Here is a 13,500-nt window from a genome sequence, read left to right as displayed (position 1 = left end):
ACGTAATCTAAGACAAAAAGCAGATCAAGGATAAAACCTTGATCTGCTTTTTGTATCGTACCGGTCATCCTGCGTTTTGTACAGTTACCACAGTACGCTTCTTGCGTAATAAAAACATCAGTGGAAATCCAAACAAAACAATAATGGAACCTACCACAAAAACATCATTCACACCCATCGTGAACGATAGCAAACGTATCGAATCTGTATTACTTGCACCGGAGCTGATCAACTCTTTAGAGTGGAGTAAGGATCTACTCGACAGCAGGGAGGTGAATACTGCAATCCCAAGTGAGCTTAACACATTGCGGACCCAGTTGTTGATCGACGTAGCATGTCCAGACCATTCGACAGGAATTTCCTCCATTGAGGCTGTACTGCTTGGAACATTGGCTAGTCCAATGCCGAGATTACGAACGACCATCGCCCACATAATAAAGCTATAAGATATGTTCGTTTGCAGCCGACTAAGCATGAATAAGCCGATGAATATAAATAAAATACCCGCAGAAATCAACTTCACAGGTCCGAACTTTGGATACAGCTTACCTACGATTGGACTCAATAAGGCAAGGAGGATTGAGGACGGCAATAAAATCAGCCCTGTTTTAAGCGTTGTAGCCCCTTCTACCGTTTGTAAGAACAAAGGGGTTAAATAGGTTCCGGCATACATCGCAATCGTAACTAAACTATAGATACTAAGCATGGCGGTAAAACGGCGATTACGGAATACACGCAAATTCAGCAGAGGTACCTCCGCCTTCAGCTCGCGCAAAACAAACAAAACTAACAACACAACTCCCAAAAGAATTAACGATAAGGTTTTCCACGAAGTCCATCCCCAGCTATTGCCTTGGCTAAATGCAGTTAATAATGATAAACTACCGAGGACAACGGTAAGGAAACCAGGAATATCAAATGACTTCGGAATATTCATTCGATAATATGGAATTAACGTTAGGGTTAGAATAACAGCTATGATTCCAATAGGGATGTTAATTAAAAATAACCAATGCCAGCTGGCATATTGGAGCAGCCACCCGCTAAACGTTGGTCCTATGGCTGGCGCGACCATCGCGGATAACGACCAGAGGCTTACTGCAAAAGGTCTGCGTTCTCCCGGTATTACTTGAAATATGATGGTCATCGTACAAGCCATGATGAGACCGCTGCACGAACCCTGAAGCATCCGAAATACAATTAATGATGTTGGATCCCATGCCAAAGCACAAAACAAAGAGAACATGGTGAATCCCATCAAGGCGAAAAGATAAAGCCTTTTGTAGCTGAATCTTCCACCGAGATATCCCGCGAGTGGTGCGGTTACTCCTGTCGCCAGCATAAAACCGGTGACCATCCATTGCATGGTGTTCAGACTCGTATTGAAATGATCCATTAAAAGAGGAACAGCAATGTTGATCGTCGTTGTACTTAAGACAGAGACGAAATTCCCGAAGAATATGGCAATCATGATCGGCCAAAAATGTATTTTGCTTGCTTGATTTTCTTCCATGCTTCCCCTCCTCATTATTTTTTATATGTCTACTTTTACATATATAAGGTGACTTGAATAATGTTATAATCGTATGATCAATATGTCAATGATGACATATCCCCGAAAAATTCAATGAAAACGGATTTATAATAACTGGAGGGCTTTATAGTAATGAATACACTGTCTTATGGACTTCTAGCTTTACTTAGCGCTAACTCATTGTCTGGATATGAATTAACTCAGAATATCAAGCCGCTCTGGCGTGCTGGACATAGTCAAATCTACCCTCTATTAATGAGCATGGAGCAGCAAGGTTATATCACCTTTAAGCTCATTGAACAGACCGACAAACCGGATAAAAAAGAATACTCCATTACGAAAGCAGGACTGGAACAATTGCGGCAATGGGTGGAAACTACTGCAGAGCCTCCGGTGCTGCGGGATGAGCTGCATTTTAAGCTGTATAGCTTATGGCTATCCAACCCGAAAGAAGCCAAGGACCTATTGCTAAAACGTGCAGAGTTTTGTAAAAGTGAGCTGGAGCGATACAAGGTTTTGCTCAAAGCAAACGAAGTCTTGCGTGATGAACGCGGTGAGACTCGTGAGTTAAAAGCCACCACTTTTGGACGTTATTTACTGATCCGCAAACGTGTGCTTGATATGGAGAGCTCTATACAATTCTGCGAATGGGCACTTGAAGAGCTTGAGTCGAATCAATAACATTATAAACAAGCAAAAAAGAGACCTCATTTTGTATCGGAAGTCTCTTTTTACTTACATGTATTCGGATTTAGATAAATTCAATAGTTGCACCTCGCAACGAGTACCCGCTCCAGGCTGACTCATCATTCGAATCTTGCCTCCATGCAATTCCACCAGCTTTTTAACAATGGAAAGTCCCAGACCTGAACCACCGTATTGTCTTGAACGTGATTTCTCTACCCGGTAGAAACGCTCAAAGATATAGGGAAGCTCTTCCTCAGGAATACCTATTCCTGTATCTTCAACTATTAGAGTTGCAGCATCCGCTGTAAATTCCACATGAACAATAATCTCGCCTTCATCCGTATAACGAATTGCATTTTCCAGAAGGTTCATAATAATCTGTTCCATACGTTTTTGATCTCCACGGATCATATACGCATCTCCGCTAAGCTGAAGCTTCAGCTGTAATCCCTTCTCTTTTGCTTTCAGTTCAACTCTGCGCACGGCTTGTTCCGCTAGCTGACTGAGATCGATCCACTCTTGGGTAAGTGTAACCTTTCCTTCCTCCATCTTTGCCAGTTCAAATAAATCATCCACCAGATGCTGGAGCCGATGTGCTTCCTGATGAATGATATCCAAGTATAGATCCCTTTCCCCCTCGGTCTCGTAAAGCCCATCTTTTATAACCTTGGTGTACCCCTCCAAATATGTAATGGGCGTTCTCAGCTCATGTGAGATATTTGCCAGAAATTCCTGCCTTGTATCCCTGTATCGTTGCAGATCGACAGCCAGATCATTTATGGCCGCAGCCAAAAAACCAATCTCATCGTTACTACGTATAGACAGTCTCGTTTCCAGCTCGCCAGCCGCGATTTTCCGGGTTGCCTTTTGCATCTTGATCAGAGGTCTGGACAAAATCATGGCGATCACACCAGTGATCCCTAAAGCCAATATAAAAGCCCCTATTCCTGCAATCAGCAGGAGGTTCCGGATGGAAGCCAAAGATTGCTTCATACTCTCTGTAGAGGACATTACATAAAGTGCAGACTGAGTTGTATCCCCCTCCATTATTGGTTTTCCAATGATAAAATAAGAATGTCCAGCAGGATCTTTATACTCAAAATCAACACTTTTCCCAGCAAAAATCCTACTAACATCCGAAGCATGGATGAATGAACGATCCGAACGATCATGTACACCCGAGTGGAGTATCACATGGCCATCCTTCGAGATATTAAAGATACTGACATCCGAAAATTCTGCAAAAGTACTCATCATCTGTTCATTTGAACTATCCTGCGATTCCGCCATTCCAATAAAATGTGAGGTGAGTTCCTCCGTCTCTTTTTGCATCTCGTTGTAATAGAAGCTTGTAAACATCCGGTCTATAGTAACTCCAAGGACAAGCAAAACAACTACAAAAACAGACATTATAACAAAACCAAGCTTAAGTCCAATGATGTTATTTTTCATACCTGATTACCGGGAGCATGAAATTTATAACCTAATCCCCACACCGTCTGAACCGGATTATAGGCTAGGCCTCCTTTATGTAGTTTCTCGCGGATATTCTTAATATGAGTGTCAATAACACGATTCTCCCCCTCATAATTATTCCCCCATAATCGCTCCACCAGTTCTTCTCTCGTAAAAACCCGGGTAGTGTTTTGCGCCAAAGTGGCCAGTAGATCAAACTCCTTGAGCGTGAATTCAATGGATGTATCCTGAATATGTACCTCCCTAGCTTCTGGGTATATTTTAAAATCAGGGTATGTGAGCACCTTTTCCTGAGGTTGTTGAACAAAAGTAAGTGTTGAACGCCGCAGCAGAGAATAAATCCTAGCCACTAATTCTTCCGGCTCAAACGGTTTAGTAAGATAATCATCTGCACCTATACCGAGACCACGTACCTTATCCTTGGTTTCAGAACGTGCGGTTAGCATTAGAATTGGGATAGAGCTTGACTCCCTCACCAGCTTGCAGACCTGCCAGCCATCCATATCCGGCATCATCACATCCAGCAAGATTAGGTCAAAGCTGTGTTGTTTCAACAGTTGGAGTGCCTCATGACCCGTTGACGCCTCTTTGGTAGACATCCCTTCTTTACTTAAATAAATCCGCAATAAATTCCGCATGTTCCACTCATCATCTACGATCAGTATCTGTAGCTTATTCAAGCCGTTCACCCTCTTTATGACCTAGTTCTTCTCATTATACAAAAAAAACACAGAACAAGCCGACATCATCCCTAAATGATGCCAGCCTGTGATGATGGTTAGTGGCCGGAATGCGGATTGCCTCCTGCAGCAGGTGAGATTTCTAGCATGTCATCGATTTCACTTTGTGCTCGCTCATTTATTGTAGGGTTATCTCCAGTTATCCAAGCATGATTGTAAGGACCTTCTGCTGGTGAATCTTGAAATTTAGGTTGAAGCTCCATCATATACTCCATTACTGAATCTGGCAGCCCGTCTTTTTCCGTAAAAACAAGCGGCGCATGTTTCCCCAAATGGGAAAAAGGCGCAGCGGCGATAGCGAGCATCGTAGAATCCGTGGTTAACAAAGACAGGTTATGACCGGGTGTAGTGATTCCCCAGCCGAATCCGTTATTGGCATCCTTAAAACTTGCAAAAGCTATAGCGTTCTTAAAAACATCTTCTCCAGCTATACGGGTAACTGTTCCGTATTCTTTTAATTGCTTTTCTACATCTGCTGAGACAATGTCTTCTGGTCCGAGGATGTAAATGGTTGCGCTACCTCCACGTTCTTTTAAAGCCTCGACCGTTGAATTAGGAATTTCGTCTTTGGTTACAAAGAGAAGAGGTTCAGGCATATGTGCGATCCAATTCACTGCTGGCAACGTGTACTCAGGGCTATCCATAGAACCAATAATGACCGACTTTGGAAGTTCACCCGCTGCTTTGGCGTAATAAGTATCTATAGCCTGAGCTACTGCCGCTGGCTCATCCCCTTCTATCCGGTCTACTTTTAAATCAATGGCCTTTAATTGTTGTTCGACATTGGATGCCATAAGCCCAACAAGCACTACCTGAACCCCTTTATTGCCTTCAGCACCTATTGGATTCAGTCGCTTAAGTTCAGCGAGAGTAACCTCAGGAACCCCTTCTTTTGTGGTATACAGTACAGGCCCATTACTGGGATGATGAATCAAATCTGCACTAACTGCGGCGATCTGCCAATTACTCACATCCGTCAAAACTACACTTGAAGGTCTATTATTCTTTGTTTGCGCAGTCCATAAAGTCTGAGAAACTAACACTGCGGCTTGAATCGGATCTGAAGTGTTAATACGAGTAGTATTCTTCGTAGCTATCCATGGTTGCTCCACCGTTGCAGAACTAGCTTGCGAATTAACCTTAGATGGAACATTATTGCCTGATTGGCAGCTTGTTAACACTGTACTCAAAAGCAAACTAACGGCAACAAATGGTATGATTTTTTTCATCCTAAACCCTCCTGTGTGATGTTCTCGCTTGATTTAGAGTAGTTTAGTCTACAAATGTGTGGAAAGTATGTAGAATTTAAAATAAATAAAATTTGTATATAATGCAAAAAGAGCATCCCGTAAGCCATGAATGACTCAGGATGCTCTTGGTTTAAAGTTTTTTCAACACTTACCAGTGTTTAGCGATAAAAGTATCCCGACCGGATTGCTCCCGATCTTCTTTGTAGTGCTTGGGATTCTTATGATGATAATCCTGATGATACTCTTCTGCACGATAAAAAGTTGGCGCCGGAAGAATTTCCGTAATGACTGGACCGGAGAATCTACCACTGCCCGCAACCTGTTCCTTCGAGGCAAGAGCTGCTAAACGCTGTTCTTCATTATAATAGAAGATCGCTGTCCGGTACTGAGTTCCTCGATCCTGAAATTGCCCACCATCATCGGTAGGGTCAATCTGAGGCCAATATAATTCAAGCAGCTTCTCGTATGAAAAAAGCGCTGGATCAAACGTAATCTGCACAACCTCGTAATGCCCCGTTGTTCCGGTTTTGACTTCTTCGTAGGTTGGATTCTCAGTTATCCCTCCCGCATATCCCGATACAATTCCATGAATGCCTGGTAATTCCTCAAACGGTGTCACCATGCACCAAAAACATCCGCCTGCAAACATCGCTTGTTCCATATGATCCAATCTCTCCCTATCTATCTTCATCTAATTAAGAATATATGCTATGACGATAAAGCCAAAAGATCATAAAGTCAATGGAAGTCCGAAGCACCATTAGAATTCAATTCTCCAAAACGTTATAATATAACAACAACAGAAGTAGAAAGGAATGCGCTATGAGAAAAAATCGTTTAGGACAATCTGATTTGTATGTTAGTGAGATAGGACTTGGCTGTATGTCTTTGGGTACGGATGAGGCGAAAGCCATTTCCATTGTTCATGAAGCACTCGATCAAGGAATCAATTTTGTTGATACAGCAGATCTTTATGATGAGGGCCGTAATGAAGAAATTATTGGCAAAGCCATTCGTCAACGTCGACAGGATGTAATCCTGACCACAAAAGTTGGCAACCGCAGAATTCCCGGCCAAGAAGGCTGGAGCTGGGACCCTTCAAAAGCCTATATTAAAAATGCAGTCAAAGATAGTCTTAAACGGCTGCAAACCGATTACATCGATCTATACCAGCTGCATGGCGGCACTATTGAAGATCCAATTGACGAAACGATTGAAGCTTTTGAAGAACTTAAGCAAGAGGGTCTTATCCGCTATTATGGGATCTCTTCTATTCGTCCTAATGTAATTAGAGAATATGTGAAAAAATCAAATATCGTAAGTGTTATGAGCCAATATAGCATTTTAGATCGACGTCCTGAGGAAGAAATCCTTCCTCTGCTAGCTAAGCATGGAATTAGCATGATTGCACGCGGACCTTTAGCAGGGGGCATACTGTCAGAGCGTGGTCGCAGCAAGGCGGAGAAGAATTACTTAGATTACAGTAGTGAGGAACTTCTGAATTTGCATGATCAGCTTTCGCAGGAAACTAGTGACTCTCGCAATCTTGCACAAACAGCGCTTCATTATCCACTAGCTAATCCATCTGTAGCCGTTATTATTCCTGGGGCAAGCAGTCTGGAGCAATTAAAAAGCAATGTAATGGCTGCTGATGTAGCTCCACTCACTTCGGAGGAACTTGCAGACATTCAGCGGATAAGCAAAGCAAATCGTTACAAGCTTCATGTATAGATTAGTCACTTTCGTTAAAAACAATGGGGTGTCCATAGCCATACAATGGCTGTTGGGCACCCCCTCCTTTTTGAAGCTACCTGATCGCTGATCTAATCCTTAAACTTGGTTTAATTAAGTACTAATCACACTTATGAATCGCACTATAGGACACAGTTGACCTTATACGCTACTTTTTCCTATATTAAGGGTGCTCGCGGACTCCATAGCCGCTATGAGCATGATAATCACCATATATCATCCTCTATTTAAGGAATAGCAGCACTGGAGTCCGAAATCATGCTCCAACGCCTAAATATATACAAATAACGTCATCTGGGTCCGAAAGTATTCAAGTCACTCCGCGTGACACATCCAGCCTGCCATAATTCCAGTAGAATAAAATCGAGTGATTCTTGTGAAGCCTGATTCTTTCAATAACTCTTCAATTTGTTTTTCAGGAAGGAAAGAAATTTTTGTAATATTGCTACTTACATTATCAAACGCTTCGGGAGATTCATATCCTGCAACCCAAAAGCTTTTCCATACGTTTATTCTGTCGTGGAGTTCAGGATCATCCAAATCTCCATATGCACTTACGAGAACAAATGGAGCACCCGGTTTCAGATTATCCTTTATGGAGCGAAGTAATTTCAATTTTTCTTGAACATCATGGATGAAATGAAGGACCAAAATACAACTTGCCACATCGAACTTTGAGTCCTGCTGAGGAAGATCATCGATTGTCCCAGGAATCAGACTGACACGGCTCTCTAAGTCCAGTTCATCTATCTTTAATTTCGCGATCTTAAGCATATCTTCCGAAGGATCCACTCCGGTAAATGTCCAGTTTGGGTTAGATGGCCCCCATGCCGAAAATTCATTTCCTCCGCCCGCACCGACCACGAGCATAGATACAGGGATGTCACCTAACTCGAAGCGAAAATAAGATTGGATCATCGAAAATAATGAATCATAAGATGGAATCGAAATATGAGTGGTTTTTTCATAGGTCGCCCTCTTGGCATTTAATTTTTGCTCTTCAGTCATTGTAATCATCCTCCATTGTTTTAAACTTCACATTTTAGTATCAAAACCCACATTAAAGTCATTACGGATTTATATTGTCTCTAATAACCCCGAAAAAAGAACGGATCTTTACTCCGTCTTCATCGTTTTTGCCAAATCTGCAATTTTCGTGTTCTCTAAGTACTGCTCCATCTGTCGCTCAGCGTCAATCACAACCTGTTGAATCAGACACTCACTTCCGTGATCTAGACTGCATTCAAAAAAGGAAGCCGTTCCTTCGATTGCATGGATAATATCCAAAAAAGAGATTTCTTCCGACTTGCGTCTGAGACGATAACCACCATTAGCACCAGGTGCAGATTGAATCAATCCAGCCTTCACTAGCTTAGTCATCATTTTGGACAGATAGGTTTGGGAAACACCTAACTTCTCAGCAAGCAATTGAACACCCACCGGCTTATCAGACGCCACCGTCACCATATAGAGCATTGCATGAAGTGCATAATCTGTCGCTTGGGAATATTTCATTCAGCACCTCCATTAACGACTTTAGAAATCTATGATAACTCTAACATTGCTAAAAGGCAAGTTTGTTCGCTTTTTAAAAGAGAAGAAGCTCAAGAACCTTTGTCCCAAGCTGGCTCATTTTTCCTTTCAAAAGTAACGATAAAAACCGGAGTTTTATATAGATGTTTTTGCTGTTGCAGCGTATTTTTTTTCCAGAGCTTGTTCTGAAAATAATTCAAAATTAGGGTTAGACATTAATAAATACTCAGCCATAATATTCTTAACTGGGATCATCCGAATGAACTCCCCTCAACTAAATTGGAGTATACTCACCACTAAACTCAAATTCATAGTCATTAGCGATACGGATATAGCCATATACGCAATGCCAGCGATCTCTGTAGAAAACACTGGAATAATTCTGATTATCCCTATTTCCTTCAGCAACTAAGATCTCCTTGTCATCGCATGCTAAAACAATACCTGTATGATCGTGAGGGTCATTAGTTAGCAATTTTTCATAAATCACAATATCACCACGCTGAGGAGTAAACCCCTCTTGCCCGTCAAAATAAAAAAATGCGGTCTCAGGTAGTTGCGCCCACTCTAACCAAGCCCCTACGCCAGCTAATCGAAAATCAGCATTCGGATATCGAATCGGCAGCAGAAATCCAGCTTGCATACAGCAGTAATATACAAATGCTGCGCACCAATTGTTTTGTAATACTTTATAAATCCCTTGGTCAGGCCAATATTTACAGATTTTTCGATATCGTTCGTTTCCTGGTATTCCAACAATGTTTTCTTTTCCAAATGCTTCAGCAATATTAGCTAACTTGCCACGTTTATCCGTAGGCTGGAGAACTTCAGCCCCGCTGCTGTAATCTATCTCTTCCAAAAAATCCTCTGGAATCGTCATTTCACGAAGTACATTCCGAAGCCTATTCGTGTCCTGTAGTGTTACATTACATCCCCTATTCTGCAAGTGTAATTGTAGAACTTGAGCATCCTTTAGAATCTCTTCATAGGGACCCTGAACTTTATTCCTGTCCCCTTGATGGAAGATTGCCTTTAGAATTTGAGTCAGCTCTTCTTTGGTAAACATATTCAAGTCTTTTAATAAAGGCCTTACGGTATCAGCACTGTTGGGACCTGGAAATTCCTTGACTCCGGTTTTGAAGAAATAATAATTATGAAGCAGTCCTATAATGGCTGCCAATTCCTGATTTTGTTCTCTTTTCATGGCAAGCAATGAAGCGAAACTAGACACTCCGTACAGATGAACACACGCTTCCTGTTTCCGTTGTTCGCTACCTATAGACATGATCATATCTTGAACAAGCACACGCACACTATCAAGGCGCTGGTTTACTTTTGTTATCAGGCGTTGAGTCACTGGAAACCTTCCCTTCCGTTACTACTCAGCTGTAATAATATTAAAGCAAATAACTCACATATTTATTTTTATCAATTCATTCCCTAAAGACTACCTTTTTCTGTCCATCCTTGACGAACTCCACACCAAAATAATCGGTATTACCGTCCGCCCCGAATTCAGCGATCCGAGCATCAGGCTTACTCTCAAAATAAATGTGATGTCTAATATTAGATCTTGGTAACAAGGTGATTTCTTGCGGCTGAACCTCTGCGAATGACCAGATCCCTTGAGGATTAACATACTCTCGAAAAATTGGACGAATCTTAATGGTTTCATTTTGCCCGCCATAGTTGATTAGCCTGATTGTACATTGAACCTGCACAATATCCTCTTGAGTACCGTACATACAGTGCGAATCTTTTTCCAGGAAATCCACAACTTCAATTCCATCATTGTTCATATTCACAAGATAATACAATCGTTCTGTTAGAAATGGATACAAATAATAAAAAATTATAAAAAAAAGAATAACCGTTCTGCCTACATATTTTTTATAGCGCTGCTTAAAGTGCATTATAGTTAAATTCCCACTGAAAATTAACAAAATGATCCCGAATATTGCTGAATAATGTAAACCATGGTTTGTCGCAGGCTCGCTCCAAGGTGGAATTCCAATAGTTCTGAAGAGGTAATCCCCCAACATAGTTCCCTGATGTGTGATTCCCACAAAAACTAATGAAAACAGCAAAAATAAAACAGTTATCCAAGCTTTACCCTTGGTCATTTCATCCCTCCCAACCAATAACAGTTATGTCTTCTCTAACCTCCAAGGAAAGATTCCTATGCATATACAGTTCAATTTTTTTACCGCTAAAGCTCAAGGTGTAATCAACTACGTAAGGGGTTTCAATGTAATATACCGTGAGGATTAATTTGGAATCATCATATTGCCAGCTTGCAGATGTACAAACTTCCTGCTCACTAAGGGATAAGTCTTTAATAAATAAACTTTTTGCATGGGTAGTCCTTGAAAAATCGAACGGAAATTCATCTAAATGATCGTCGTAAAGTAAAGAAAAACTAAGGTGCTCATCTTCAAACTTCAATGTTAATTCTTTGATTTTATGCTTATTGTCTTCAAAGATATAGGTTCCACCATACGATCTATAATCTACTTTAACTATCCTGTCTACTAAGGAGGTAAATGTAGGAGGTTTAATAATGTTAGATGCAACCGTTGGCCAATCAAAGTTCAGTAAATTTGCATATATGATATCTAAAAAATCCTGTAACTTCTTCATCTCGGTAAAACTTGAAGTTGCAGCAATCACAATCTCTTGACTCGGATCAATGAAACACAATTGACCAAAAGCTCCATTCCCCATCTTACATCCATTCCTGCACATAAAGAACTGATAACCATATCCGTTTGACCAGTCAGCCTTATTTTGTCCCCAACGATTATCGCTTTGTTCATTTAGCGCCAGCTTTAAATAATCTTTCGAAACAATTCTACGACTATTGTAAACCCCTTGATTGAGGAGCATCTGGCCAAATTTCGCGATTCCATCTGTTGGTATGCTTAGTCCCATTCCACCAGCAACAATTCCTAACGGGCAAGTCTCCCATTCCGGTCTTTCTATGTCCAACGGGGCAAATAATCTTGGCATTAGAAAATCAACAAGATTTTCTCCAGTCGTCTTTTCGATAATAGCCGAAACCATATAAGTGGCGTGTGTATTGTAATTGTAATAACTTCCCGGTTCATCTTCTACGTCCAAAGCTAAAAAGGCACGAACCCAATCATTTTGCTTGGCTATCGCACCATATATATTATTGTTATGTCCTGTATTCATGGAAAGAAGATGATGTATCGTCATCTTCTCTAAATTAGGTGAAATTGAGCTAGGAAGCTGATCCGGGAAAAAAGAAACCACTTTATCCGTTAATTCAAAATAACCGTTATCCCATGCTATGCCTGCTGCAATAGATGTAAAGCTCTTACTTAGAGAAAATAAAACCTGGGGAACGTTTTTGCGGTACGGTTGACGATAAAACTCGGTAATAACTTCTCCCTTACGCAATAGCATAAAAGTATTAACCGGTAAATCAGATCGTTCAAGTTCTTCATAAAACTTAGACAGCGCTTGGGTCAAATTCTCTGGATTATCCATTTAAACCTCGCTTGTCGTTATATTTTGAGTTTTTAATAATTCTCAGGTAGAGCACTAAGTCTCGTGTCAGGTCTCCTCCATTTGTTCATTTAGACGGCAACCTTGTCATACTTAACCTAAAGACTTGTTATACCAAAAATAATCTTCAACGTTTTACGACTCTTCTTACATATTTTCAAGCCTTGTTTTAAGTCTAGAATGATTACAGTTTTGCCAATCCAAATCCTTAAATATAATGAGCGGAACTTTACCGGTTTCACTATGCCTTTTTCTTCATATTCCGTTCCATCCTCTAACTCCGTTTCAGTTCTAATAAGCCATGTATTGCCGAGACCAAATTCGATATACTTCAAAATCTATCTCCCCCCGTACATGAGCTGCTTTTATTGCTCAATAGTTTTTATAAGATAAAGGCAGAGATCATCGTCGACACAAACATGTGCCCCAGGCTCAATAGGCTTATTATCGTACATGATTCCCCGCCCATCAGGGATAAAACCACGCTTTATATACATCCGTTGTGCGGTTCCATAGTCAGCGTATAATCCAAATCCAATACCAATAGTATTAGATATAGTAAAAGCATCTTTTTCAAGAGCTTCAATTAATACACTTCCTACCCCACGTTTCCTAAATGGCGGGATGACGTCAAAGTTTTGAATTTCAGGTATATTATTCTCTGCAAAATAAGGATATTCCGATCTGTATACCACATGTCCCCATCCAACAAACTCATTTTCACAAAAAGCTAAAAGTGTAACTCGCTTTTCATTTTGATTTTCTTGCCAACAACGTTGGACATAATCAAGAGGTTGGCTTACGTCATGCTCAGATAACCCCATATGTATAATATCAATATCGTTTTGTGTCATTCGACGGATTTGTAAAGGTAAGGCCATAATATAATTTCCTCCTAACTTATTAAATGAGTCCATTCCTATATTAACATACTAATTAGGATTAATCTGGTAAAAAACAATTATTGTTAAACTAACCTGTCAGATAAAAGAACAGG

The 13,500-nt window shown here is 40.8% G+C and carries 14 protein-coding genes; 2 read left to right on the top strand and 12 right to left on the bottom strand.

Annotated features, from left to right (window positions below; genetic code table 11):
• Positions 1-64: 64 nt before the first annotated feature.
• Positions 65-1,513 (bottom strand): MDR family MFS transporter, encoded by a 1,449-nt coding sequence (locus tag NST40_RS14210; RefSeq protein WP_076185870.1) that lies wholly within the window; start codon positions 1,511-1,513, stop codon positions 65-67.
• A gap of 153 nt (positions 1,514-1,666) precedes the next feature.
• On the opposite strand from NST40_RS14210, the gene NST40_RS14205 reads away from it, so the two are divergent.
• The gene (locus tag NST40_RS14205; protein WP_076185873.1) at positions 1,667-2,215 is read left to right on the top strand and encodes a PadR family transcriptional regulator; all 549 of its coding nucleotides are present in this window, start codon (positions 1,667-1,669) and stop codon (positions 2,213-2,215) included.
• A 54-nt stretch (positions 2,216-2,269) separates the two neighbouring features.
• Here the strand turns inward: NST40_RS14205 and NST40_RS14200 are convergent, their stop codons facing one another.
• The 4 genes from NST40_RS14200 to msrA all read right to left on the bottom strand — a co-directional run bounded on the left by NST40_RS14200 (position 2,270) and on the right by msrA (position 6,348).
• The gene (locus tag NST40_RS14200; RefSeq protein WP_341002476.1) at positions 2,270-3,673 is read right to left on the bottom strand and encodes a HAMP domain-containing sensor histidine kinase; all 1,404 of its coding nucleotides are present in this window, start codon (positions 3,671-3,673) and stop codon (positions 2,270-2,272) included.
• A complete protein-coding gene (locus NST40_RS14195) occupies positions 3,670-4,377 on the bottom strand; it encodes a response regulator transcription factor (protein WP_341002475.1) in 708 nt (235 codons plus the stop codon). The genes NST40_RS14200 and NST40_RS14195 overlap by 4 nt, the downstream gene beginning before the upstream one ends.
• Before the next feature lie 98 nt (positions 4,378-4,475).
• Entirely contained in the window at positions 4,476-5,666 is a 1,191-nt protein-coding gene (locus NST40_RS14190; RefSeq protein ID WP_342410809.1) for a cell wall-binding repeat-containing protein, read from the bottom strand.
• 169 nt (positions 5,667-5,835) lie between these two features.
• On the bottom strand, positions 5,836-6,348 hold the full coding sequence (gene msrA / locus NST40_RS14185; protein ID WP_076219097.1) for a peptide-methionine (S)-S-oxide reductase MsrA: 513 nt from the start codon (positions 6,346-6,348) through the stop codon (positions 5,836-5,838).
• Positions 6,349-6,509: 161 nt separating this feature from the next.
• Between msrA and NST40_RS14180 the strand changes: the two genes are divergently transcribed.
• On the top strand, positions 6,510-7,418 hold the full coding sequence (locus NST40_RS14180; protein WP_248548207.1) for an aldo/keto reductase: 909 nt from the start codon (positions 6,510-6,512) through the stop codon (positions 7,416-7,418).
• Positions 7,419-7,754: 336 nt separating this feature from the next.
• Here the strand turns inward: NST40_RS14180 and NST40_RS14175 are convergent, their stop codons facing one another.
• The 7 genes from NST40_RS14175 to NST40_RS14145 all read right to left on the bottom strand — a co-directional run bounded on the left by NST40_RS14175 (position 7,755) and on the right by NST40_RS14145 (position 13,384).
• Positions 7,755-8,447, bottom strand: a complete 693-nt coding sequence (locus NST40_RS14175) for a class I SAM-dependent methyltransferase (protein WP_076219095.1) — start codon at positions 8,445-8,447, stop codon at positions 7,755-7,757.
• Between the two features lie 108 nt (positions 8,448-8,555).
• Positions 8,556-8,954, bottom strand: coding sequence for an Rrf2 family transcriptional regulator (locus tag NST40_RS14170; protein ID WP_036678138.1), 399 nt, complete (start codon positions 8,952-8,954; stop codon positions 8,556-8,558).
• A gap of 292 nt (positions 8,955-9,246) precedes the next feature.
• The gene (locus tag NST40_RS14165) at positions 9,247-10,329 is read right to left on the bottom strand and encodes a CHAP domain-containing protein (protein ID WP_256718898.1); all 1,083 of its coding nucleotides are present in this window, start codon (positions 10,327-10,329) and stop codon (positions 9,247-9,249) included.
• Positions 10,330-10,405: 76 nt separating this feature from the next.
• Positions 10,406-11,095 carry a hypothetical protein gene (locus tag NST40_RS14160; protein WP_076275686.1) on the bottom strand — a complete coding sequence of 230 codons (690 nt, stop codon included), beginning with the start codon at positions 11,093-11,095 and terminating at the stop codon, positions 10,406-10,408.
• A 1-nt stretch (position 11,096) separates the two neighbouring features.
• Positions 11,097-12,485 carry a serine hydrolase gene (locus NST40_RS14155; protein WP_076275687.1) on the bottom strand — a complete coding sequence of 463 codons (1,389 nt, stop codon included), beginning with the start codon at positions 12,483-12,485 and terminating at the stop codon, positions 11,097-11,099.
• A 116-nt stretch (positions 12,486-12,601) separates the two neighbouring features.
• The gene (locus NST40_RS14150) at positions 12,602-12,838 is read right to left on the bottom strand and encodes a DUF3977 family protein (RefSeq protein WP_076129355.1); all 237 of its coding nucleotides are present in this window, start codon (positions 12,836-12,838) and stop codon (positions 12,602-12,604) included.
• Between the two features lie 30 nt (positions 12,839-12,868).
• On the bottom strand, positions 12,869-13,384 hold the full coding sequence (locus NST40_RS14145) for a GNAT family N-acetyltransferase (RefSeq protein WP_076219091.1): 516 nt from the start codon (positions 13,382-13,384) through the stop codon (positions 12,869-12,871).
• Positions 13,385-13,500: the final 116 nt, after the last annotated feature.

It is taken from the genome of Paenibacillus sp. FSL R10-2778, assembly GCF_038593035.1.
Classification (GTDB): domain Bacteria; phylum Bacillota; class Bacilli; order Paenibacillales; family Paenibacillaceae; genus Paenibacillus_AQ; species Paenibacillus_AQ odorifer.
Note: the sequence above shows the minus strand (reverse complement) of the source record. Positions and strands in the feature narration are given on the sequence as shown.

Bases quoted from the DNA above. Each gene is read 5' to 3' on its own strand.
- NST40_RS14175 (WP_076219095.1), bottom strand. From the start codon at position 8,447: ATGACTGAAGAGCAAAAATTAAATGCCAAGAGGGCGACCTATGAAAAA.
- NST40_RS14160 (WP_076275686.1), bottom strand. From the start codon at position 11,095: ATGACCAAGGGTAAAGCTTGGATAACTGTTTTATTTTTGCTGTTTTCA.
- NST40_RS14210 (WP_076185870.1), bottom strand. From the start codon at position 1,513: ATGGAAGAAAATCAAGCAAGCAAAATACATTTTTGGCCGATCATGATT.
- NST40_RS14155 (WP_076275687.1), bottom strand. From the start codon at position 12,485: ATGGATAATCCAGAGAATTTGACCCAAGCGCTGTCTAAGTTTTATGAA.
- NST40_RS14190 (WP_342410809.1), bottom strand. From the start codon at position 5,666: ATGAAAAAAATCATACCATTTGTTGCCGTTAGTTTGCTTTTGAGTACA.
- NST40_RS14145 (WP_076219091.1), bottom strand. From the start codon at position 13,384: ATGGCCTTACCTTTACAAATCCGTCGAATGACACAAAACGATATTGAT.
- msrA (WP_076219097.1), bottom strand. From the start codon at position 6,348: ATGGAACAAGCGATGTTTGCAGGCGGATGTTTTTGGTGCATGGTGACA.
- NST40_RS14200 (WP_341002476.1), bottom strand. From the start codon at position 3,673: ATGAAAAATAACATCATTGGACTTAAGCTTGGTTTTGTTATAATGTCT.
- NST40_RS14180 (WP_248548207.1), top strand. From the start codon at position 6,510: ATGAGAAAAAATCGTTTAGGACAATCTGATTTGTATGTTAGTGAGATA.
- NST40_RS14170 (WP_036678138.1), bottom strand. From the start codon at position 8,954: ATGAAATATTCCCAAGCGACAGATTATGCACTTCATGCAATGCTCTAT.
- NST40_RS14205 (WP_076185873.1), top strand. From the start codon at position 1,667: ATGAATACACTGTCTTATGGACTTCTAGCTTTACTTAGCGCTAACTCA.